The sequence below is a fragment of the Streptomyces sp. GSL17-111 genome, assembly GCF_037911585.1.
Taxonomy (GTDB): domain Bacteria; phylum Actinomycetota; class Actinomycetes; order Streptomycetales; family Streptomycetaceae; genus Streptomyces.
On the sequence record NZ_JBAJNS010000001.1, the window covers coordinates 5305001 to 5326740 of the forward strand.

Annotated in this window: 17 protein-coding genes and 2 rRNA genes (1 of these 19 cut by a window edge); 15 read left to right on the forward strand and 4 right to left on the reverse strand. The window is 72.7% G+C overall.

What is annotated here, in order from left to right; genetic code table 11:
* The 4 genes from V6D49_RS23495 to V6D49_RS23510 all read left to right on the forward strand — a co-directional run.
* Nucleotides 1–1962: ribosomal RNA gene (locus V6D49_RS23495) — 23S ribosomal RNA — on the forward strand (it extends 1165 nt beyond the left edge of the window).
* Between the two features lie 125 nt (nucleotides 1963–2087).
* Nucleotides 2088–2204: ribosomal RNA gene (rrf, locus tag V6D49_RS23500) — 5S ribosomal RNA — on the forward strand.
* Between the two features lie 335 nt (nucleotides 2205–2539).
* Nucleotides 2540–3451, forward strand: coding sequence for a hypothetical protein (locus V6D49_RS23505; RefSeq protein WP_340562658.1), 912 nt, complete (start codon nucleotides 2540–2542; stop codon nucleotides 3449–3451).
* Nucleotides 3433–4221: a tetratricopeptide repeat protein gene (locus V6D49_RS23510; protein ID WP_340562659.1), complete on the forward strand. Its 789-nt coding sequence runs from the start codon at nucleotides 3433–3435 to the stop codon at nucleotides 4219–4221. Before V6D49_RS23505 ends, V6D49_RS23510 begins: the two co-directional genes overlap by 19 nt.
* Before the next feature lie 76 nt (nucleotides 4222–4297).
* On the opposite strand, the gene V6D49_RS23515 is transcribed toward V6D49_RS23510, so the two are convergent.
* Nucleotides 4298–5560 carry a DUF1015 family protein gene (locus V6D49_RS23515; protein WP_445330586.1) on the reverse strand — a complete coding sequence of 421 codons (1263 nt, stop codon included), beginning with the start codon at nucleotides 5558–5560 and terminating at the stop codon, nucleotides 4298–4300.
* Nucleotides 5561–5682: 122 nt separating this feature from the next.
* On the opposite strand from V6D49_RS23515, the gene V6D49_RS23520 reads away from it, so the two are divergent.
* A complete protein-coding gene (locus V6D49_RS23520) occupies nucleotides 5683–6732 on the forward strand; it encodes an HAD hydrolase-like protein (RefSeq protein ID WP_340562662.1) in 1050 nt (349 codons plus the stop codon).
* Between the two features lie 50 nt (nucleotides 6733–6782).
* On the opposite strand, the gene V6D49_RS23525 is transcribed toward V6D49_RS23520, so the two are convergent.
* On the reverse strand, nucleotides 6783–7817 hold the full coding sequence (locus V6D49_RS23525) for an ABC transporter substrate-binding protein (protein ID WP_340562664.1): 1035 nt from the start codon (nucleotides 7815–7817) through the stop codon (nucleotides 6783–6785).
* A gap of 159 nt (nucleotides 7818–7976) precedes the next feature.
* On the opposite strand from V6D49_RS23525, the gene V6D49_RS23530 reads away from it, so the two are divergent.
* From V6D49_RS23530 to V6D49_RS23565, 8 genes are all read left to right on the forward strand, one after another.
* Nucleotides 7977–9071, forward strand: coding sequence for a FecCD family ABC transporter permease (locus V6D49_RS23530; protein WP_340562667.1), 1095 nt, complete (start codon nucleotides 7977–7979; stop codon nucleotides 9069–9071).
* Complete coding sequence (locus tag V6D49_RS23535) at nucleotides 9068–10105, forward strand: FecCD family ABC transporter permease (protein WP_340562670.1); 1038 nt, start codon at nucleotides 9068–9070, stop codon at nucleotides 10103–10105. Before V6D49_RS23530 ends, V6D49_RS23535 begins: the two co-directional genes overlap by 4 nt.
* 50 nt (nucleotides 10106–10155) lie before the next feature.
* Complete coding sequence (locus tag V6D49_RS23540) at nucleotides 10156–10968, forward strand: ABC transporter ATP-binding protein (protein WP_340562672.1); 813 nt, start codon at nucleotides 10156–10158, stop codon at nucleotides 10966–10968.
* A gap of 10 nt (nucleotides 10969–10978) precedes the next feature.
* Nucleotides 10979–11305 (forward strand): hypothetical protein, encoded by a 327-nt coding sequence (locus V6D49_RS23545; RefSeq protein ID WP_340562674.1) that lies wholly within the window; start codon nucleotides 10979–10981, stop codon nucleotides 11303–11305.
* A 7-nt stretch (nucleotides 11306–11312) separates the two neighbouring features.
* On the forward strand, nucleotides 11313–12134 hold the full coding sequence (locus V6D49_RS23550) for a TlyA family RNA methyltransferase (RefSeq protein WP_340562676.1): 822 nt from the start codon (nucleotides 11313–11315) through the stop codon (nucleotides 12132–12134).
* Nucleotides 12131–13066 carry an NAD kinase gene (locus V6D49_RS23555; protein WP_445330587.1) on the forward strand — a complete coding sequence of 312 codons (936 nt, stop codon included), beginning with the start codon at nucleotides 12131–12133 and terminating at the stop codon, nucleotides 13064–13066. The genes V6D49_RS23550 and V6D49_RS23555 overlap by 4 nt, the downstream gene beginning before the upstream one ends.
* Nucleotides 13067–13139: 73 nt before the next feature.
* Entirely contained in the window at nucleotides 13140–14882 is a 1743-nt protein-coding gene (gene recN, locus V6D49_RS23560) for a DNA repair protein RecN (RefSeq protein WP_340562678.1), read from the forward strand.
* A gap of 16 nt (nucleotides 14883–14898) precedes the next feature.
* Nucleotides 14899–16083, forward strand: coding sequence for a glycosyltransferase family 4 protein (locus V6D49_RS23565; protein ID WP_340564246.1), 1185 nt, complete (start codon nucleotides 14899–14901; stop codon nucleotides 16081–16083).
* Nucleotides 16084–16141: 58 nt separating this feature from the next.
* Here the strand turns inward: V6D49_RS23565 and V6D49_RS23570 are convergent, their stop codons facing one another.
* Nucleotides 16142–17188 (reverse strand): LacI family DNA-binding transcriptional regulator, encoded by a 1047-nt coding sequence (locus V6D49_RS23570; protein WP_340562680.1) that lies wholly within the window; start codon nucleotides 17186–17188, stop codon nucleotides 16142–16144.
* Between the two features lie 33 nt (nucleotides 17189–17221).
* A complete protein-coding gene (locus V6D49_RS23575; protein ID WP_445330659.1) occupies nucleotides 17222–18985 on the reverse strand; it encodes a glycoside hydrolase family 15 protein in 1764 nt (587 codons plus the stop codon).
* 462 nt (nucleotides 18986–19447) lie between these two features.
* Here V6D49_RS23575 and V6D49_RS23580 point away from each other — a divergent pair, with 462 nt between their 5' ends.
* On the forward strand, nucleotides 19448–21097 hold the full coding sequence (locus tag V6D49_RS23580; protein ID WP_340562685.1) for a CTP synthase: 1650 nt from the start codon (nucleotides 19448–19450) through the stop codon (nucleotides 21095–21097).
* Nucleotides 21094–21738, forward strand: a complete 645-nt coding sequence (locus tag V6D49_RS23585; RefSeq protein ID WP_340562689.1) for an NUDIX hydrolase — start codon at nucleotides 21094–21096, stop codon at nucleotides 21736–21738. The genes V6D49_RS23580 and V6D49_RS23585 overlap by 4 nt, the downstream gene beginning before the upstream one ends.
* Nucleotides 21739–21740: the final 2 nt, after the last annotated feature.

Consider the following 21740-nt stretch of genomic DNA (forward strand, 5'->3'; position numbering starts at 1 on the left):
TTGGCTTAGAAGCAGCCATCCTTGAAAGAGTGCGTAATAGCTCACTGGTCAAGTGATTCCGCGCCGATAATGTAGCGGGGCTCAAGTACACCGCCGAAGTCGTGTCACTCCAGCATGACGGCTAACGCCGGCTGGGGTGGGTAGGGGAGCGTCGTGTGCCGGGTGAAGCAGCACTGGAAGGTAGTTGTGGACGGTTCACGAGTGAGAATGCAGGCATGAGTAGCGATACAAGAGTGGGAAACTCTTGCGCCGATTGACTAAGGGTTCCTGGGTCAAGCTGATCTGCCCAGGGTAAGTCGGGGCCTAAGGCGAGGCCGACAGGCGTAGTCGATGGATAACCGGTTGATATTCCGGTACCCGCTGTAGAGCGTCCAACACTGAATCTTCTGATGCTAAGGCCGTGAAGCCCCCTGTGCAGTTCTTTGAATTGTGTGGGTGTGGTGGAGCCGCTGACCCGAGGGGGTAGTAGGTGAGTGATGGGGTGACGCAGGAAGGTAGTCCAGCCCGGGCGGTGGTTGTCCCGGGGTAAGGGTGTAGGGCGTTGTGCAGGCAAATCCGCACAACATGTAGCCTGAGACCTGATGCCGAGCCGTTGTGGTGAAGTGGATGATCCTATGCTGTCGAGAAAAGCCTCTAGCGAGTTGTACGGCGGCCCGTACCCTAAACCGACTCAGGTGGTCAGGTAGAGAATACCGAGGCGTTCGGGTGAACTATGGTTAAGGAACTCGGCAAAATGCCCCCGTAACTTCGGGAGAAGGGGGGCCTCTTCTGGTGATGAGTCTTGCACTCTGAGCTGGGGGTGGCCGCAGAGACCAGCGAGAAGCGACTGTTTACTAAAAACACAGGTCCGTGCGAAGCCGTAAGGCGATGTATACGGACTGACGCCTGCCCGGTGCTGGAACGTTAAGGGGACCGGTTAGCTCTGTTTCGACAGGGCGAAGCTGAGAACTTAAGCGCCAGTAAACGGCGGTGGTAACTATAACCATCCTAAGGTAGCGAAATTCCTTGTCGGGTAAGTTCCGACCTGCACGAATGGCGTAACGACTTCTTGACTGTCTCAACCATAGGCCCGGTGAAATTGCAGTACGAGTAAAGATGCTCGTTTCGCGCAGCAGGACGGAAAGACCCCGGGACCTTTACTATAGCTTGATATTGGTGTTCGGTTCGGCTTGTGTAGGATAGGTGGGAGACTGTGAAGTCATCACGCTAGTGGTGGTGGAGTCGTTGTTGAAATACCACTCTGGTCGTGCTGGATGTCTAACCTGGGTCCGTGATCCGGATCAGGGACAGTGTCTGGTGGGTAGTTTAACTGGGGCGGTTGCCTCCTAAAGAGTAACGGAGGCGCCCAAAGGTTCCCTCAGCCTGGTTGGTCATCAGGTGGTGAGTGTAAGTGCACAAGGGAGCTTGACTGTGAGACTGACGGGTCGAGCAGGGACGAAAGTCGGGACTAGTGATCCGGCGGTGGCTTGTGGAAGCGCCGTCGCTCAACGGATAAAAGGTACCCCGGGGATAACAGGCTGATCTTCCCCAAGAGTCCATATCGACGGGATGGTTTGGCACCTCGATGTCGGCTCGTCGCATCCTGGGGCTGGAGTCGGTCCCAAGGGTTGGGCTGTTCGCCCATTAAAGCGGTACGCGAGCTGGGTTTAGAACGTCGTGAGACAGTTCGGTCCCTATCCGCTGTGCGCGTAGGAGTCTTGAGAAGGGCTGTCCCTAGTACGAGAGGACCGGGACGGACGGACCTCTGGTGTGCCAGTTGTTCTGCCAAGGGCATGGCTGGTTGGCTACGTTCGGAAAGGATAACCGCTGAAAGCATCTAAGCGGGAAGCCTGCTTCGAGATGAGGGCTCCCACCCACGTGATGGGTTAAGGCTCCCGGTAGACGACCGGGTTGATAGGCCGGATATGGAAGCCTAGTAATAGGTGGAGTTGACCGGTACTAATAGGCCGAGGGCTTGTCCATAGTTGCTTGCGTCCACTGTGTAGCTCCCAGGCAGCAAACTGCTTCGGTTCAGCTAAAAAATCAACTGAACAGAGTGCTTGTTCGCTGACCTTGTCAGATTTCCGCTTCTCGAGCGGTGATAGGGTTTCGGTGGTTATAGCGTTAGGGGAACGCCCGGTTACATTCCGAACCCGGAAGCTAAGCCTTTCAGCGCCGATGGTACTGCATGCGGGAGTGTGTGGGAGAGTAGGACGCCGCCGAACAATCTTTGAGAGGACCTCTGGTCCCAGCGACATGCTGGGACCAGAGGTCCTTTTTTGTTTTCGCACCACAGACCAAGGAGTCACCTCGATGACCAATTCACCGGATGAGCGGCCCGGCAGGCCGGACAGGCCTGACCGGCCGCGTCGACAGAGCGGCGGTGACCGAGGTGGCTTCGGGCGCGGCGACCGCCGAGACGGCGGGCACGCTGCCCGCCGTGACCGCGACGACAGGCCTCGGGGCCCTCGTCGCGACGACGACCGGAACCGGGGCGGTTTCCGTCGTGACGACGGGCGGGGCGACGGGCGTCCCTCCTTCCGCCGTGATGACGACCGCCGTGGCGGTGGCCGGTCTGACGGCCGAGGGGACGGACGCCGGCCCTTCGGCAACCGTGATGACAACCGGAACGGCCCTGGCTTCCGGCGCGATGACCGCCGTGATGATCGGGGTGGTGAGCGGCGGGAGTTCCGTCCGCGTGGTGATCGTCCGGACTTCCGCCGTGATGACCGGCGTGACGATCGGCGTGATGGGCGTCGTGATGACCGTGGTGGTGAGCGGCGGGAGTTCCGTCCCCGTGGTGACCGTCCGGACTTCCGGCGCGATGACCGCCGTGATGACCGTGGTGGTGAGCGGCGGGAATTCCGCCCCCGTGGTGACCGTCCGGACTTCCGCCGTGACTTCCGGCGTGACGACCGCCGTGACGACCGCCGTGACGACCGCCGTGATGATCGGCGTGACGACCGGCGTGATGATCGGCGTGACGATCGGCGTGATGGGCGTCGGGATGATCGGGGTGGTGAGCGGCGGGAGTTCCGTCCCCGTGGTGATCGTCCGGACTTCCGCCGTGATGGGAGTCGGGATGATCGGGGTGGTGAGCGGCGGGAATTTCGTCCGCGTGGTGATCGTCCGGACTTCCGCCGTGATGACCGGCGTGACGATCGGCGTGATGGGCGTCGTGATGACCGTGGTGGTGAGCGGCGGGAGTTCCGTCCCCGTGATGACCGTCCGGACTACCGGCGCGATGACCGCCGTGACGAGCGGCGGCCGTACGGTGGGTCGAGGGGCCGTGACGACCGGGGCCGCGGCGGATTCCGCAGCGGTGGTGGACCGCGCGGGCCGCGCCGGGACGACTACGGGCGCGACGATCGCCGCCGCGACGACCGGCCGCGCGAGTACGTCCGGCGACTGCCGATCCCCGAGGACGTCACGGGCGACGAGGTCGACAAGGACGTGCGCCAGGATCTCATGAGCCTGCCGAAGACCCTCGCCGAGGACGTGGCCAAGAACCTGGTGATGGTGGCCCGGCTGCTGGACGAGGACCCCGAGCGTGCCTATGGCTACGCGAAGGTCGCCCTGCGGCTCGCCTCGCGGGTCGCGGCGGTGCGGGAGGCCATGGGCTTCGCGGCGTACGGGGCGGAGAAGTACGCCGAGGCGCTGGCGGAGTTCCGTGCCGCGCGGCGGATGACGGGGTCGCAGCACCTGTGGCCGGTCATGGCGGACTGCGAACGCGGCATGGGCCGTCCCGAGAAGGCGCTGGCCATGGCGGGCGAGCCCGAGGTGAAGAAGCTCGACAAGGCCGGGCAGGTCGAGATGCGACTGGTCGCGGCGGGGGCCCGCCGCGACATGGGGCAGACGGAGGCCGCCGTGGTCACGTTGCAGAGCCCGGAGCTTGCGTCGAGCTCCGTGCAGCCGTGGTCCGCGCGACTGCGCTATGCCTACGCGGACGCCCTGCTGGAGGTCGGCCGTGAGGCGGAGGCCCGGGAGTGGTTCGCCAGGGCGCTGGAGGCCGACCAGAACGGGACGACCGACGCGTCCGACCGCCTCGCGGAGCTGGACGGCATCGAGTTCCTGGACGCGTTCGACCCGGAGGCCGACCCCGAGACCGGTGACGAGATCGGGCCCGGTGACGAGACCGAGGGCGGGGGAGAGGCCGAGGGCGCTTCCCACGAGGCGACGGGACCCGAGGGCTCCCGGGACGACTCCCATGAGGCGCCGGAGCGGCGTTCGCTGGGCGACTGACCGAGCGGCTGTGTGACCGTCGTGGGCGGAGCCCGATCATGGGTTCCGCCCACGACGTGTGTCGGGGGAACCGGGGTCAGGCGCGGTCGTCGAGCGTGCGCAGGACGAGGCCGGTGGCCGGCTTCGGTCCGAAGGAGGTGGACTTGCGCGGCATGGTCACGCCCTGTTCGGCCAGTTCCCGTACCTCCGACTCCGGAGTGGGCCGCATGAGCACGGCGGTGCCGCCGGTCTGCGTCGCCTTGGCGACCGCGGCTTCGGCGGAGTGCAGGTACTGGATGTCCGAGGCGCGGTCGGGGACGCCCCAGACGGCGTCGAGGAGCGCGGCGTGCAGGACGGTGGCGTCCAGCCGGCGCCAGGCGGCGGGCCGGTCCTGCCGGATCGCCGAGGCGAGCAGTCCGGGCGCGGGCCGGTCGAGCAGGTGGTATTCCTCCGGACCGCCGGTGAGCAGGAACGCGTTGCCGGGTGTCTCGTCCAGCACGGCGAGGGCGGCCGGGAGGGGGCCCGGTACGGGGCGGACGCGGAAGGCGTCGCCGAGTGTGCCGAGCGCGTCCTGCGGAGCCAGGCGGGGCAGGACGCGGTGGATGGCGCTGACCTGGAGGGGGTAGCGGGCGGTGTCCACCAGCAGGACGAGTCCGTACTGCCAGGCCGGGCGATCGGGCTGCTCGGCACGGAGCCGGAGGTAGGTCGCCCAGCGGTGGTGGCCGTCGCCGATGAGGGCGCGGCGGGCGGCCAGGTCGGCGTCGGCCTCGGCGAGTTCCGCCGGGTCGGTGACGGACCAGAGGCGGTGGGCGAAACCGTCGCTCGTCGTCGTGGTGAGCAGCGGGCTGCGGCGGGCCGCCCGTTCGATGACGGCGGTGGCGCCGGTGGCGGTGCCGTCGCCCCGGTAGGAGAGCAGGAGCGGTTCCAGGTTCGCGGCGGTCTCGCGCATCAGCGCGAGCCGGTCCTCGACGACCTGGGGCATGACGTCCTCGTGCGGGAGGACGACGCGTTCCTCGGGTGCGGTCAGGCGCAGCGCGCCGATGAGCCCGCGTTGCAGGATCTCGCCACGGCGCTGTTCGTACACGTAGAGCGCGGGCGTCTCGTCGCGGGTGAGGACGCCCTCGGCCTCCCACTCGTGGAGGGTGTCGGCCGCCTGCCGGTGCCGTGCGGTGGGGTCGGCGGTCTGGGGCAGGATGAGCCGGACGATGTTGTACGGGTCGGCCGTTTCCAGTTGGTGCACCTGGTCGGGCCGGACCACGACGTCGTACGGGGGCGAGGTGACGGCGGCGAGACTGCTGACCCGTTCGGGTGCGTAGCGAAGACCGCGGAAGGGAGCGAGGCGCAGACCGTCAGCATGCATCCCTGCATGCTAAGCCGCCCGTCCAGACCGCCGGGGCGTGGGTGAGAGATGATCGGACGGCCTTACGACCTTACGACCTTACGACCTCTGCGAACCCGCGAAACCGAGGAGACACCCGCCCCATGCTGCGATCGTCACAGCTTCCGCTCGCCGAGGCGTACGACACCGCGCTGCTCGACCTCGACGGCGTCGTCTACGCGGGCGGTCAGGCGGTGGAGCACGCCGTCGGCGCGCTGGAGGCGGCCCGCTCGGTGGGCATGCGGCTGGCGTACGTCACGAACAACGCCGCGCGCACCCCGGAGGTGGTCGCCGCCCACCTGACCCGGCTCGGGGTCGCGGCGGAGCCGTCGGAGGTGGTCACCTCCGCGCAGGCGGTGGCGCGGCTCATCGCGGAGGAGGTCGCGCCGGGGGCGCGGGTGCTGTGCGTGGGCGGCGAGGGGCTGCGGGTGGCGCTGGCCGAGCGCGGACTGACCGTCGTGGAGGGCGCCGACGACGAGCCGGTCGCCGTCGTGCAGGGGTACGGCGGGCCGGAGCTGGCCTGGGCGCGACTGGCAGAGGCGGCGCTCGCGGTGGGACGCGGGGCGGCCTGGTACGCGTCCAACACCGACCTGACGATCCCCACCGGCCGGGGCATCGCGCCGGGTAACGGCGCGGCGGTGGAGGTCGTGCGCATCGCGACCCGCTGGATGCGGGAGGCTCCCGAGCCCCGGGTGGCGGGCAAGCCTTGCCCGCCCATGCACCGGGAGACGATCCTGCGCACCGGCGCCCGTCGGCCGCTGGTGGTGGGGGACCGGCTGGACACCGACATCGAGGGCGCGCACGCCGGCGGCGTCGACTCACTGCTCGTTCTGACGGGGGTGTGCGACGCGGGGCAGCTCCTGCGGGCCCGTCCCGAGCACCGGCCGACGTTCGTCGCGGCCGACCTGCGGGGCGTCCTCGTGCCGCACGCCGAGCCGCGCCCCCTGCCGCACGCCGGGACGACGGCCGCCGGGGACGGCTGGAGCTGCGGCGGCTGGACGGCCCGGGTGGCAGACGGGGAGCTGGGCCTCGACGGTGCGGGCGATCCCGTCGACGGGCTGCGCGCCCTGTGCGCCGCCGCCTGGAGCGCGGCGGGGGAGGGCGTCTGGGAGGGCGGCGCGGACCGGGCGCTGGCCCGCCTCGGTCTGGCGTGAGGCGGGCCGGGCGTGATGCGCGCCTGGCGTGATGCGGGCCTGGCGGGGCGTCAGCCGAGCTTCTTCGCGTTCCGGACGGCCTCGGCGAGGTCCTCCAGCAGCGGGGCGCTGCCGGCCCAGCTGAAGCGGGGCACCGTGTCCCAGGCGGTGACCTGGCCCGCCTTGACGGCCGGCAGCTCCCGCCAGGTGGGCTTGGACTCCAGGGCGTCGGGCTGGAGGGCGACGGTACGGCTGTCGAGCATGATGAGGTCGGCCTCGTACTTGGCGGCGTTCTCCCAGCTGAGCGTCTCGAAGTAGCCGCCCGCGTCCGGCTTCTCGGGGACGACGATGTCGACGCCGAGCTCCTTGAAGTACATCAGGTCGGTGCTGATGCCGGGGTTGGAGACGTAGAAGTGGTCGGCCGCGCCGGAGGCCGCCAGGACGCGGAGCCCGCCGGCGGCCTTCGCCGCCTGCCGCAGCGACTCGGCGGCGGCCTCGAAGCGCTGCTTGTCCCGGGTGACCTGCTTCGACTTCAGGTCGGCACCCAGCGACTCGGCGAGCTCGGCGTAGCGGCGGATCGGCTCGGGCAGCGGCACGCGGGCGACGACGACGGCGACGCTGGGGGCCAGTTCGAGGATCTTCTTCTTGCTCTCCTCGGGCACGTACCACAGGGTGTCGGGGTCGTACTGGTGGGTGACGAGCAGGTCCGGGCGGAGCTTCGCGTACGTCTCGAGGCTGAACTCGCCGTAGGCGTTGCCGACGATCTCGACCGCGTCGATGTCGAGTTCACCGGCCAGCGGGTCGGGCGTGCCGTCCTTCTGCCGGGTCTCCCCGAAGACGCCGGCGATCCGGTCGCCCAGGCCCAGGTCGTGCAGGGCGGCGGCGGTGCCGGTGAAGGCGACGATGCGCTCCGGACGGCTGCCCGCGGTGGCCTTCTCGCCGCGGTCGTCGGTGAACGACCACGCGTCGCCGCCGTCCTTCGGTGCCGGGTCGGAGCCGTTCTTCGTCCCGGTGCCGCAGCCCGCCAGCAGGGCGCCCGCGCCGAGGGCGCCGCCCGCCGTGAGCAGGCCGCGTCGGGAGAGGGAGTGCTTGCGTGCTGCGGACATGGTGGTGCCTTCTTTCGGACGTGCGGGGCTGCCGGCCTGCTCCGTTGACGTGCGTGCGGGCGGGCGGGCGTCGGGAGGCGTGCCCGCGTACCTGCGGGGCCAGGACCTCCGACAACGGAGTTAGGTTAACCTAACCTAAGCCTTTGTCCAGTGCCGGGGATGCCCACACCCGGCGGCCCCGACCGGAGCCCGTACGTGACGCTCACCAAGTCCCCCGCGACCGGGGCCCGTTCGGCCTCCGGGCCGACGGCCGAACGGCTCCGCCACCGGCACACCGTCCGCGCCGCAGGGCTGCTCGGCGCGCTGCTGGTGCTGCTGCTGGTACTCGTCCTCAGCATCGCGATCGGCGCCAAGCAGCTCCCTCTCGACGCCGTCTGGCCCGGCCTCACCGACCCCGCCTCGCCCGACCACACGGTCGTGCACGACATGCGGCTGCCGCGCACCCTGCTCGGGCTGCTCGCCGGGACGGCACTCGGCCTGGCCGGCGGGGTGATGCAGGCGCTCACCCGCAACCCGCTCGCCGATCCCGGACTCCTCGGCATCAACGCGGGCGCCTCCGCGGCCGTGGTCTCGGCCATCGCCTTCCTGGGGATCGGCACCTACACCGGCTACGTGTGGTTCGCCTTCGCCGGGGCCGCCGCCGTCTCCGTGCTCGTCTACGCCGTCGGCGGCGGCCGGGGCGCCACGCCCGCGCGGCTCGCGCTGGCCGGCGCGGCGCTCAACGCGGCGCTGTACTCCTACGTCAACGCCACCATGCTGCTGGACGCCGCCTCGCTGGAGCGGATGCGGTTCTGGACGGTCGGCTCGCTGGCGAGTGCGCGCGCCGACGTCGTCGGCCAGCTGCTGCCCTTCGTCGCCGCCGGGGCGGTGCTCGCCCTCGCCCTCGGCCGACCGCTCAACGCGATGGCGATGGGCGACGACGCGGCCCGCGCACTCGGCGCCCGGCCCGCGCTCGTCCGCACGGGCGCCATCGTCGCCGTGACGCTGCTGTGCGGGGCGGCGACGGCGGCCTGCGGTCCGATCGTCTTCGTGGGCCTCATCGTCCCGCACCTCGTCCGCTCGCTCACCGGCCCCGACCTGCGCTGGATGCTGCCCTACTGCGCCGTGCTCGCCCCCGTCCTGCTGCTCGGAGGCGACGTGCTCGGGCGGGTCGTGGGCCGCCCCGGCGAGCTGCAGGTCGGCATCGTCACGGCGGTGCTGGGCGGGCCCGTCTTCCTCCACTTCGTACGACGCCGGAAGGTGGCCCGGGCATGAGCGACACCCTGCGGACGGTCCGGCGGGGCCCCTACTCCCTGCGCTGGCACCCGAGGGCGCTGGCCGTGGGCACGGTGTGCACCGTGCTGGCCCTCGTGCTGGCCGTCGTCGCCGTCGGCAGCGGCGAGTACCCGCTGCCGCCCGCCGACGTCCTGCGCACGATCGCCGGGCAGGGCCACCCCGCCGACGCGTTCGTCGTCAACGACATCCGGCTGCCCCGCGTCGTCACCGGGCTGCTGGTCGGGGCCGCGCTCGGCGTGGCGGGGGCCCTGTTCCAGTCGCTCACCCGCAACCCGCTCGGCAGCCCGGACGTGCTCGGCTTCACGCAGGGCGCGGCCACCGGGGCCCTGGCCGTCATCGTCCTGGCGGGCGGCGGCAGCCTCGCCCTGGCCGGCGGCGCCGCACTCGGCGGGCTGCTGACGGGCGCCCTGATCCACGCCCTCGCCTGGCGCCAGGGCGTGCACGGCTACCGGCTCGTCCTCATCGGCATCGGCGTCATGGCCGTGCTCACCGGCGTCAACGGCTACCTGCTCACCCGCGCTCAGATCACCGAGGCCGGCCGAGCCGTGCTGTGGCTGACCGGCAGCCTCGACGGGCGTGGCTGGGACAGCGCGCTGCCGCTCCTCGCCGTGCTCGGGGCCCTGCTGCCCCTCGCCCTCGGCGGCGGGCGGGCCCTGCGGCTGCTGGAGATGGGCGACGCCGCCGCCGCCGCGCTCGGGGTGCGGGTCGAACGGCTGCGGCTCACGCTGCTCGCCGCCGCCGTCCTGCTGACGGCCGCCGCGGCGGCCGCCGCCGGGCCGGTGTCCTTCGTCGCGCTGACGGCGCCGCAGCTGGCCCGTCGGCTGACCCGTGCCCCCGGCGCGAACCTGCTGCCGTCGTTGTGCGTGGGCGCCGCGCTGCTCGTCGGCGCCGACCTGCTGGCCCAGCACGCCGTCAGCGGGCGGCTGCTGCCCGTCGGAGTCGTCACGGGCCTGCTCGGCGGGGCCTACCTGGTGTGGCTGCTGGCCACCGAACGCCGGGCGGGCCGGATATGACCCCTCCGGACGACGCGAGACGTCACCGACCGCACGAGAAGAGGACCACCATGGGCGGCCCGCCGACCACCGGCCGACTGCACGGGGAGGGACTCACCCTCGCCTACGACCAGCGCGTCATCGCCGCCGGGCTGGACGTCGCCGTGCCCGACGACTCCTTCACGGTCATCGTGGGCCCGAACGCCTGCGGCAAGTCCACCCTGCTGCGGGCGCTCGCCCGGATGCTGCGGCCCCGGGAGGGACACGTCCTGCTGGACGGCCGCGACCTGCACACCCGGCCCGCCAAACAGGTCGCCCGCACTCTGGGGCTGCTCCCGCAGTCCTCGATCGCCCCGGACGGCATCACCGTCGCGGACCTCGTGGCCCGTGGCCGGTACCCGCACCAGGGGCTGCTGCGGCAGTGGTCGAAGGACGACGAGCGGATCGTCGCCGAGTCCATGGCGGCGACCGGCGTCGCGGCGCTGGCCGACCGCTGCGTCGACGAGCTCTCCGGCGGCCAGCGCCAGCGGGTGTGGATCGCCATGGCCATCGCCCAGCGGACGCCGATCCTGCTGCTCGACGAACCCACCACCTACCTCGACATCCAGCACCAGATCGACGTGCTCGACCTGTGCGCCGAGCTGCACGAGGAGCAGGGGCGCACTCTCGTCGCCGTCCTGCACGACCTCAACCACGCGGCCCGGTACGCCACCCACCTCGTCGCCCTGCGGGAGGGCCGGATCGTCGCCGAGGGAGCACCCGGCGACATCGTGACCGCCGCTTTGGTGGAGGAGGTCTTCGGACTGCGCTGCCAGGTCATCGAGGACCCGGAGACCGGAACACCGCTGGTGGTACCGGCCGCCCGCAGGCGGACGGCCGTGTAGCGTCGGCGGCATGGAGCGTACGGAGGAGACCGGGGCGGCCCCGCAGCCCGTGGAGTCCGAGCCGGGTACGGCCACGGAACCGGCCGTACCCGGAACCGCTGCGGAGCCCGGGGCGTCCGGTGAGCCCGGCGAGGAGCCCGCCGCCCCGGCGGCCGGACCGCGTCCCCTCGGCGTGGACGTCCGCCCGACCGGTCACGCGGAGGTGGACGCCGACCTGGCGCGGCTGGCCGAGGCCGACCGCCTCGCCGTCGAGGACCACCTGGCCGTGTACGAAGATGTGCACCGTGGTCTGCGCAGCACGCTGACCGCGCTGGACCAGCACGATCCCGGGAGCTGAACCTCAGGTGGCCGCAACACGCCCACGCCGTGCCCGACTCGACGCGGAACTGGTACGCCGTAAGCTGGCACGCTCGCGCGAGCACGCCGGCCAGCTCATCGCCGCCGGGCGCGTCACCGTGGGCGGCACGACGGCGGCGAAGTCCGCCACGCAGGTGGAGACGGGCGCGGCCATCGTCGTGCGCGAGGACGCCGACGACCCGGACTACGTCTCCCGGGGCGGCCACAAACTGGCCGGGGCTCTCGCCGCGTTCGGCCCGCGCGGGCTGACCGTCTCCGGCCGGGTCGCCCTGGACGCGGGCGCCTCGACCGGCGGGTTCACCGACGTCCTGCTGCGCGCGGGCGCGCGGCGCGTCTACGCCGTGGACGTCGGCTACGGCCAACTGGCCTGGAGCCTGCGCAGCGACGAACGCGTCGTGGTCAAGGACCGCACCAACGTGCGCGAGCTCACGCCCGAGGCGCTCGACGGCGCGCGTGCCGACCTCGTCGTCGGGGACCTGTCCTTCATCCCGCTCGGCCTGGTGCTCCCCGCTCTCGTCAACTGCTCGGCGCCGGACGCCGACCTCGTACTGATGGTCAAGCCGCAGTTCGAGGTCGGACGCGAACGGCTTGGCAGCGGCGGCGTCGTGCGCGGCCGGGGGCTGCGCGCCGAGGCCGTGCGCACCGTGGCCGCGCGGGCGGCGGCTCTCGGGCTCGGCGTGCTCGGCGTCACGGCAAGCCCTCTCCCCGGACCGTCCGGCAATGTCGAATACTTCTTGTGGCTGCGTGCCGGGGCACCCGACCTCGACCCGGCCGACGTCGACCGAGCCGTGGCGGAGGGGCCCCAGTGACGACCGTGACCAGCGACAGCGACCCGGCACCGCAGCGCACCGTGTTCCTGCTCGCGCACACCGGCCGGCCGGCCGCCGTGCGCAGCGCCGAACTGCTCGTCCACGGCCTGCTGCGCAACGGCCTCCACGTGCGGGTGCTCGCCGACGAGGCCCGCGACCTGCCGCTGCCGGACGCGGTGCGGGCCGTCCACCCCGAGCAGGAGGACGTGCTGTCCGGGTGCGAACTGCTCGTTGTCCTCGGGGGCGACGGCACACTGCTGCGCGGCGCCGAGTTCGCCCGCGCCTCCGGGGTGCCCATGCTGGGCGTCAACCTCGGCCGCGTCGGTTTCCTCGCCGAGGCCGAACGGGACGACCTGGACCGCGTCGTGCAGCGGGTCGTCGCCCGCGACTACGAGGTCGAGGAGCGCATGACGATCGACGTCCTCGTGCGCAACGGCGGCTCCGACGGCGAACCCGTCCACACCGACTGGGCGCTGAACGAGGCGTCCGTGGAGAAGGCCGCCCGCGAACGCATGCTGGAGGTCGTCACCGAGGTCGACGGCCGCCCCGTCTCCCGGTTCGGCGGGGACGGCGTCGTGTGCGCCACGCCGACCGGCTCCACGGCCTACGCCTTCTCGGCGGGCGGACCGGTGGTGTGGCCGCAGGTCGAGGCGCTGCTGATGGTGCCGATCAGCGCGCACGCCCTGTTCGCCAAGCCGCTGGTGACCTCCCCGGCGTCGGTGCTCGCCGTCGAGGTGCAGCCCCAGACGCCCAACGGCGTGCTGTGGTGCGACGGCCGCCGCACGGTGGAGCTGCCCGCCGGGGCCCGCGTCGAGGTGCGCCGGGGGGCGGTGCCCGTCCGGCTCGCCCGCCTCCACCACGCCCTCTTCACCGACCGTCTGGTCGCCAAGTTCGCCCTCCCCGTGGCGGGCTGGCGCGGCGCGCCCCACTGACGACCCGGGCCCCGAGGCCGGGAGGCGGGGACTCCCGGGGGCCACCGGAGCGGACCCCGGCGGGCGAGCGGCTATGGTCGTACCCGTGTTGGAGGAGATGCGGATTCAGGCCCTGGGTGTCATCGACGACGCCGCCTTCGAGCTCTCTCCCGGGTTCACCGCGGTGACGGGTGAGACGGGCGCCGGCAAGACCATGGTCGTCACCAGCCTCGGACTGCTGCTCGGCGGACGGGCGGACGCGGGGCTCGTCAGGGTGGGCGCGAAGGCCGCCGTGGTCGAGGGCCGCATCGCCGTCCCCGAGGACGCGCCGGCGGCCCGCCGTGCCGTCGAGGCGGGCGCGGAGCTGGACGAGGGCGCCCTGCTCGTGACCCGCACCGTCTCCGCCGAGGGCCGCTCCCGCGCCCATCTGGGCGGCCGCTCCGTCCCCGTCGGCCTGCTCGGCGAGCTGAGCGACGACCTCGTCGCCGTGCACGGCCAGACCGACCAGCAGGGCCTGCTGCGCCCGGCCCGGCAGCGCCGGGCGCTGGACCGGTTCGCCGGCGAGGCCGTCGCCGCCCCGCTGGAGCGGTGGCGCGAGACCTACCGGCGGCTGCGCGACGTCACGGCGGAGTTGGAGGAGCTGACGACCCGGGCCCGCGAACGGGCCCAGGAGGCGGACCTGCTGCGCTTCGGACTGGAGGAGGTCGCCGCCACCGAGCCCCGGCCGGGCGAGGACACCGAGCTGGCCACCGAGGCCGATCGACTGGGCCATGCCGAGGCCCTGGCCTCGGCCGCCGCCACCGCCCACGGGGCGCTCGCCGGTGACCCGGCGGACCCGGAGTCCGTCGACGCCGCCGCGCTGGTCTCCGGCGCCCACCGCGCCCTGGACGCCGTCCGGGCCCACGACCCCGCGCTCGCCCACCTCGCCGACCGGCTCGGCGAGGCGCAGATCGTCCTCGCCGACATCGCCGGTGAACTGGCCGGGTACGCCGACGGGCTGGACGCCGACCCCCTGCGGCTGGCCGCCGTCGAGGAACGTCGCGCCGCCCTCGCCCAGCTCACCCGCAAGTACGGCGAGGACATCACGGCCGTCCTCGCCTGGGCCGAGGACGGCGCCGCCCGGCTCGCCGAGCTGGAGGGCGACGACGACCGGATCGACGGGCTCGCCGCCGAACGCGACGCCCTGCGCTCGGAGCTGTCCCGGCTCGCCGTCCAGCTCACCGAGGCCCGGCAGGACGCGGCCAAGCGGTTCGCCGACGCCGTGACCGGGGAGCTGGCCGAACTCGCCATGCCCCACGCGCGCGTCTCGTTCGCCCTGCGACGCGCCGACGATCCGGGCGGGCTGGACGTCGACGGGCGCACCGTCGCCTTCGGGCCGCACGGCACCGACGAGGTCGAGCTGCTGCTCGCCCCGCATCCCGGCGCGCCCGCGCGCCCCATCGCCAAGGGCGCCTCCGGCGGTGAACTCTCCCGGGTGATGCTCGCCGTCGAGGTGGTCTTCGCGGGCTCGGCCCCCGTACCGACCTATCTCTTTGACGAGGTCGACGCCGGCGTCGGCGGCAAGGCGGCCGTCGAGGTGGGACGGCGGCTGGCCCGGCTGGCCCGCACCGCCCAGGTGGTCGTCGTCACCCACCTGCCTCAGGTCGCGGCCTTCGCCGACCGCCACCTGGCCGTCCGCAAGACGAGCGAGGGCTCGGTCACCCGCAGCGGCGTCCAGGCGCTCGACGGCGAGGAGCGGGTCCGGGAGCTCTCCCGGATGCTCGCGGGCCAGGAGGACTCCGAACTCGCCCGCGCCCACGCCGAGGAACTGCTCGCCGCCGCCCGCGCGGACCGCTGAGGGAGCCGTGGACCACGTGCCCAACCCGCCCGCCCCACCCGGACCCCGCCCCGGGGCCGCCGCCGTCTCGCGGCTGCCGCTGCACACCGTCCAGGTGTACGCGGGGACGGGGGCGGGCGTCGGCGCGCACGTACGGTCCCTCGCCGCCGGGCTCGCCGCGCGCGGTCTGCGGGTGACGGTGTGCGCGCCGCCGGGCGCCGAGCGGTGCTTCCGGTTCACGGCGGCCGGAGCGCACGTCGCGCCGCTGCCCGTGCACCAGCGGGCGCGCGCCGTCGCGTTACTCCGCCAGGTCGCCGAGGGGGCCGACCTCGTCCACGCGCACGGGACGTGGGCCGCGCTCGTGGCCGTGCTCGCCCTGCGGGGCCGCGGCCGCGTCCCGCTCGTCGTCACCTGGCACCGCCGGGGGCACCCGGAGGGCGTGCAGGCCTCGGTGACCCGGCTGCTGGAACGCCGTGTCGCCCGGGCCGCGCGCGTCGTGCTGGGCGCGACGCCGGACCTGGTGCGGCGGGCCCGCCGACGCGGCGCCCGGGACGCCCGGCTCGCCCCCGTCGCGCTGCCCGGCCCGGCCCCGGCGGCCGGTGCGGCCGGTTCCGGCGAAGGGTCGGCGCCGACCGAGGAGTCCGGTCGGGCCAAACTCCGCGCGGACCTCGGCGCGGTCGCGCGCCCCCTCGTCCTCGCGGTGGGCAGGCTCACGCCCGACCAGGGCCACCACACCCTCCTCACCGCGGCCGGGGCCTGGCGGGAGCTGGACCCGCAGCCGCTCGTGGCCATCGCCGGTGAGGGCCCCGAACGGGCCGCGCTGCACCGCCGGATCACCGACGAGGGCCTGCCCGTCGTCCTGCTCGGGCGCCGGGACGACGCGACGGCACTGCTGGCCGCCGCCGACGTCGCCGTCCTCGGTGCCCGGTGGACGGGACGCTCGCTGCTCGCCCAGGAGGCCCTGCGCTCGGGCGTGCCCCTCGTCGCCACCCCGGCCGGGAGTCTGCCCGAACTCGTCGGCGACGCCGCGCTGCTGGTGCCCTACGGCGACGCCCCCGCCCTCGCACGGGCCGTCGGCGCGCTGCTGGGCGAACCGGAGCTGCGCGAACGGCTCGTGCGGGCGGGCCGGGAGCGGGCGGCGCGCTGGCCCACCGAGGACGAGACGGTCGCCCACGTCCTCAGCGTCTACGACGAGGTGACCGGCGCCGTACGCGACGGCTGACGGCGGGACGCGGCGCCCGGCGTCCAGGGCCCGGCGTCAGGTGACGCGGCGCCCGCCGTCAGGTGGTCGCGCGGACGATCAGCCGGGCCTCGGTGATCACGGACGTGGGCGGGACCCCGGCGCCGTCCTCGGCCTCCGCCACCCCGAGGCGCCGCAGCAGCATCCGGGCCATCAGCGAGCCCATCTCCTCGACGTCCTGACGCACCGTCGTCAGCGCGGGCTCGGGCCAGGCCCCCGGCGGCAGGTCGTCGTAGCCGACCACGGCGACGTCCTGCGGGACCCGCCGCCCGACGGCCCGCAGCGTCCGCAGGGCGCCGAAGGCCATCAGGTCGCTGCACGCGAAGACCGCGTCCAGGCCGGGGGAGCGGGCCAGCAGGTCCGCCATGGCGCGCTCGCCGCCCTCGGCGGTGTAGTCGCCGCAGGCCACCAGCGCCGGGTCGGCCTCGGCCACGCCCAGCGCGTCCCGGTACCCGGCGAGCCGGTCCTGCGCGCCCGTCATGTCCAGCGGGCCGGTGATCACCGCGATGCGCCGCCGGCCCCGTTCCCTCAGGTGTTCCACGGCCAGCCGCGCACCGCCCCGGTTGTCGGTGTCGACGTAGAACAGCTGCGGGTCCTTCTCGGCGCCGTCCCAGCCCGGACGGCCGCCGAAGACCGTCGGCAGCCCGGAGGCGGCGGCCATCGAGGGCAGCGGGTCGTCGCCGTGCAGCGAGAACATCAGTGCGCCGTCGACGTGTCCGCCCGACAGGTAGCGGCCGACGCGCCCCTGGTCCGCCCGGCTCTCGGAGAGCAGGAGCAGCAGCTGCGTGTCGTGCCGGGCCAGCTCACGGCTGATGCCGCGCAGCTGCCGGGCGAAGAACGGGTCGGAGAAGACCCGCGTCTCCGGCTCGGCGATGACGACCGCCACCGCGCCCGTGCGGCGGGTCACGAGGGAGCGGGCGGCCCGGTTCGGCACGTAGCCGAGCGCCGCCACCGAGGCGAGTACGCGCTCGGTGACCTCCGCCCGGACCCCGGCGGCGCCGTTGACGACCCGGGACACGGTCGCCCGGGACACCCCGGCGTGGGCGGCCACCGCCTCCAGCGTGGGACGGGGTGCGGGTACGGTCACGGGTCTGAGGTCCTTCGCTCGTGCGCCGGGCGGTCAGCCGCCGTAGGCGCCGGAGGCCGTCAGCCGCAGGGCGGTGTCGATCAGCGGCACGTGGCTGAAGGCCTGGGGGAAGTTGCCGACCTGCCGCTTGAGCTTCGGATCCCACTCCTCCGCCAGCAGCCCGAGGTCGTTGCGCAGGGCGAGCAGCCGCTCGAAGAGCTGCCGCGCCTCCTCGACCCGGCCGATCATCGCCAGGTCGTCGGCCAGCCAGAACGAACACGCGAGGAACGCGCCCTCGTCCCCCTCCAGGCCGTCCACGCCGGGCGTGGCCCCGGCCGTCGGGTAGCGCATCACGAACCCGTCCTCGGTGGACAGTTCCCGCTGGATGGCCTCGATGGTGCCGATGACCCGCTTGTCGTCCGGCGGGAGGAAGCCCATCTGCGGGATGAGCAGCAGCGAGGCGTCCAGCTCCTTGGAGCCGTAGGACTGGGTGAAGGTGTTGCGCTCCTTGTCGTAGCCCTTCTCGCACACCGTGCGGTGGATCTCGTCGCGCAGGTCCCGCCAGCGCTCCAGCGGGCCGTCCACCTCACCGGACTCGATGAGCTTGACGGTGCGGTCCACCGCGACCCACGCCATGACCTTCGAGTGGACGAAGTGCCGGCGCGGCCCCCGGACCTCCCAGATGCCCTCGTCCGGCTCGTCCCAGTGGTCCTCCAGGTACCGGATGAGCTTGAGCTGGAGCAGACTCGCGTAGTCGTTGCGGGCCAGGCCGGTCATGTGGGCCAGGTGCAGGGCCTCGGTGACCTCGCCGTAGACGTCGAGCTGGAGCTGCCCGGCGGCGCCGTTGCCCACGCGGACGGGCGTGGAGCCCTCGTAGCCGGACAGCCACGTCAGCTCCGTCTCGCCCAGCTCGCGTTCCCCGGCGATCCCGTACATGATCTGGAGGTTCTCCGGGTCGCCCGCCACGGCGCGCAGCAGCCACTCGCGCCAGGCCCGCGCCTCGTCGCGGTAGCCGGTGCGCAGCAGGGAGGAGAGCGTGATCGCGGCGTCCCGCAGCCAGGTGAAGCGGTAGTCCCAGTTGCGCACGCCGCCGATGTCCTCGGGCAGGGACGTCGTCGGCGCGGCGACGATGCCGCCGGTCGGGGCGTACGTCAGCGCCTTGAGGGTGATCAGCGAGCGCACGACGGCCTCGCGGTAGGGGCCGTGGTAAGTGCAGTGCTCGACCCAGCCGCGCCAGAACTCCTCGGTGTTCTCGAGCGCGACCTCGGGCTCCGGGTACGGCGGCGGCTTCAGGTGCGACGCCTGCCAGCTGATGGTGAAGGCCACCCGCTCACCGGGCGAGACGGTGAAGTCCGCGTACGTCGTCAGGTCCTTGCCGTACGTCTCGGCGTCGGTGTCCAGCCAGACGGAGTCCGGGCCGGCGACGGCGACGGTGCGGTGGTCGACCTTGTGCACCCAGGGCACGACCCAGCCGTAGGAGAAGCGCATGCGCAGGGCGGACGTCATCCGGACCCGGCCGCTGACCCCCTCCACGATGCGCACCAGCTGCGGCGCGCCGTCCCGGGGCGGCATGAAGTCGATGACCCGGACCGTGCCCCGGTCGGTGTCCCACTCCGACTCCAGCACCAGCGAGTCGCCCCGGTAGCGCCGCCGGGTCGCCGGGCGGGGGGTCTCGTCGCCCAGCGGCGTCGGGCCCAGCCGCCAGAAGCCGTTCTCCTCGGTGCCGAGCAGGCCTGCGAAGACGGCATGGGAGTCGAACCGGGGGAGGCAGAGCCAGTCGGCTGTGCCATCACGTCCGATCAGGGCGGCGGTCTGCATGTCCCCGATGAGTGCGTAGTCCTCGATGCGCCCGGCCACAGGCTTCTCCAGTCGAACGGCGTTGACGCCCCCCGTGGGACGTACGATCTCTTCCTGCCCAGCGAATATCCGAGCAGCATACGACGCTGGACGGCGAAACCGCCCAGTCGTCACGATAGGCCGACTCCGGCCGTCCGGTCACATCGTCGGACCCGGCGCTGGACGTCCGGCGGAATGATGGTGGAGGCGTGGAGCGGATGTGCCCTCCCACCTCCTCTCCGGCACCGTACGCGCACACCGGGCCCCCGGCTCGGCTGATACCCTGGTAGCCCGTGGAGCGGTGGGTGCCGCGCCGCACCGGCAGGTCACCGACCGCCGACAGCGGCAGGGCCCCCGAACCTCAGGCAGCGGCACCCCCGTCGACCCCTCGGCCGGGTGCCGATGCGCACCTCACCTCGCGACCACGGGAGCCCCCTCTTGGCCATGCCGCCCAAATCCATGACGACCAAGCACCTCTTCGTCACCGGGGGTGTCGCCTCCTCGCTCGGCAAGGGCCTGACCGCTTCCAGCCTGGGTGCGCTGCTGAAGGCCCGCGGGCTGCGGGTCACCATGCAGAAGCTCGACCCCTACCTGAACGTCGACCCCGGCACCATGAACCCCTTCCAGCACGGCGAGGTGTTCGTCACCAACGACGGCGCCGAGACCGACCTGGACATCGGGCACTACGAGCGCTTCCTCGACGTGGACCTGGACGGGTCCGCCAACGTCACCACCGGGCAGATCTACTCCTCGGTGATCGCCAAGGAGCGGCGCGGCGACTACCTGGGCGACACCGTGCAGGTGATCCCCCACATCACCAACGAGATCAAGCACCGCATCCGGCGGCTGGCCACCGACGAGGTCGACGTCGTCATCACCGAGGTCGGCGGCACGGTCGGCGACATCGAGTCGCTCCCCTTCCTGGAGGCCGTGCGCCAGGTGCGGCACGAGGTCGGCCGGGACAACGTCTTCGTCGTCCACATCTCGCTGCTCCCCTACATCGGGCCGTCCGGTGAGCTGAAGACCAAGCCGACGCAGCACTCGGTGGCCGCCCTGCGCAACATCGGCATCCAGCCGGACGCGATCGTCCTGCGCGCCGACCGCGAGGTGCCCACCGCCATCAAGCGCAAGATCTCGCTGATGTGCGACGTGGAAGAGGCCGCCGTCGTCGCCGCCATCGACGCCAAGTCGATCTACGACATCCCCAAGGTGCTGCACACCGAGGGCCTGGACGCCTACGTGGTGCGCCGCCTGGACCTGCCGTTCCGCGACGTGGACTGGACGCAGTGGGACGACCTGCTCACCCGCGTCCACCGGCCCGACCACGAGGTCACCGTCGCCCTCGTCGGCAAGTACATCGACCTGCCCGACGCCTACCTGTCCGTGACGGAGGCGCTGCGGGCGGGCGGCTTCGCCAACCGCACCCGCGTGAAGCTCAAGTGGGTCACCTCCGACGAGTGCCGGGCGCCCGGCGGCGCCGAGCGGCTGCTCGGGGACGTGGACGCGATCTGTATCCCCGGCGGCTTCGGCGAGCGCGGCGTGGAGGGGAAGGTCGAGGCCATCCGCTACGCGCGGGAGAACCGCGTGCCGCTGCTCGGACTCTGCCTGGGCCTGCAGTGCATCGTCATCGAGGCCGCGCGCAACCTGGCGGGCATCGAGGGGGCCAACTCCACCGAGTTCGACTCCGGCGCGCCGCACCCGGTCGTCTCCACGATGGCCGAGCAGATGGACATCGTCGCCGGGGAGGGCGACATGGGCGGCACGATGCGGCTGGGCATGTACCCGGCGAAACTGGCCGAGGGCTCGATCGTGCGCGAGGTCTACGGCGGGGAGCCCTACGTCGAGGAGCGCCACCGGCACCGCTACGAGGTGAACAACGCCTACCGGAACGAGCTGGAGAAGGCCCAGCTGGTGTTCTCCGGCACCTCGCCGGACAACAAGCTCGTCGAGTACGTCGAGTACCCGCGCGAGGTCCACCCCTACCTGGTGGCCACCCAGGCCCACCCGGAGCTGCGCTCCCGGCCCACCCGGCCGCACCCGCTGTTCGCCGGGCTGGTCAGGGCCGCCGTCGAGCGACAGCAGGAGCGGGCGTGAGCGGGCGACTCGCCGACACCCCGGAGGAGTGGCCGGTCAGCTCCAGCACCGTGCCGTTCACGGGCCACAAGACCGGGGTGCGCACCGACCAGGTGGTCATGCCGGACGGCGGCACGCACGGGCGGGACTACCAGACGCACCCGGGCTCCGTCGCCGTGCTGGCCCTGGACGGCGACGGGCGGGTGGTGGTGCTGCGGCAGTACCGGCACCCGGTACGGCACCGGCTGTGGGAGCTGCCCGCCGGGCTGCTCGACGTGCCAGGGGAGAACCCGCTGCACGCCGCCCAGCGCGAGCTGTACGAGGAGGCGCACGTCAAGGCGGAGGACTGGCGGGTCCTCACCGACGTCTACACCAGCCCCGGCGGCTCGGACGAGGCGGTGCGGGTCTTCCTCGCCCGGCAGCTGTCGGCGGCCGAGGGCGAGCGGTACGAGGCGCTGGAGGAGGAGGCGGACATGGAGCTGGCCCGCGTCCCGCTCGACGTCCTCGTGCGCGGCGTCCTGGCCGGCGAGCTGCACAACGGCATCCTCGCGCTGGGCGTCCTGGCCCTGCACGCCGCGCTCACCGGGGAACCGGGCGGCACCGGTCCCGACTCCCTGCGGCCCGCCCAGGCGCCCTGGCCCGCACGGCCCTATCCGGCGTAGCC

Excerpts from the sequence above, each read along its gene's own strand:
- V6D49_RS23530 (WP_340562667.1), top strand. The coding sequence starts at position 7,977 with ATGCCCACACCCGGCGGCCCCGACCGGAGCCCGTACGTGACGCTCACC.
- V6D49_RS23580 (WP_340562685.1), top strand. The coding sequence starts at position 19,448 with ATGCCGCCCAAATCCATGACGACCAAGCACCTCTTCGTCACCGGGGGT.
- V6D49_RS23515 (WP_445330586.1), bottom strand. The coding sequence starts at position 5,560 with ATGCATGCTGACGGTCTGCGCCTCGCTCCCTTCCGCGGTCTTCGCTAC.
- V6D49_RS23535 (WP_340562670.1), top strand. The coding sequence starts at position 9,068 with ATGAGCGACACCCTGCGGACGGTCCGGCGGGGCCCCTACTCCCTGCGC.
- V6D49_RS23520 (WP_340562662.1), top strand. The coding sequence starts at position 5,683 with ATGCTGCGATCGTCACAGCTTCCGCTCGCCGAGGCGTACGACACCGCG.
- V6D49_RS23540 (WP_340562672.1), top strand. The coding sequence starts at position 10,156 with ATGGGCGGCCCGCCGACCACCGGCCGACTGCACGGGGAGGGACTCACC.
- V6D49_RS23525 (WP_340562664.1), bottom strand. The coding sequence starts at position 7,817 with ATGTCCGCAGCACGCAAGCACTCCCTCTCCCGACGCGGCCTGCTCACG.
- V6D49_RS23545 (WP_340562674.1), top strand. The coding sequence starts at position 10,979 with ATGGAGCGTACGGAGGAGACCGGGGCGGCCCCGCAGCCCGTGGAGTCC.
- recN (WP_340562678.1), top strand. The coding sequence starts at position 13,140 with ATGGTCGTACCCGTGTTGGAGGAGATGCGGATTCAGGCCCTGGGTGTC.
- V6D49_RS23575 (WP_445330659.1), bottom strand. The coding sequence starts at position 18,985 with ATGCAGACCGCCGCCCTGATCGGACGTGATGGCACAGCCGACTGGCTC.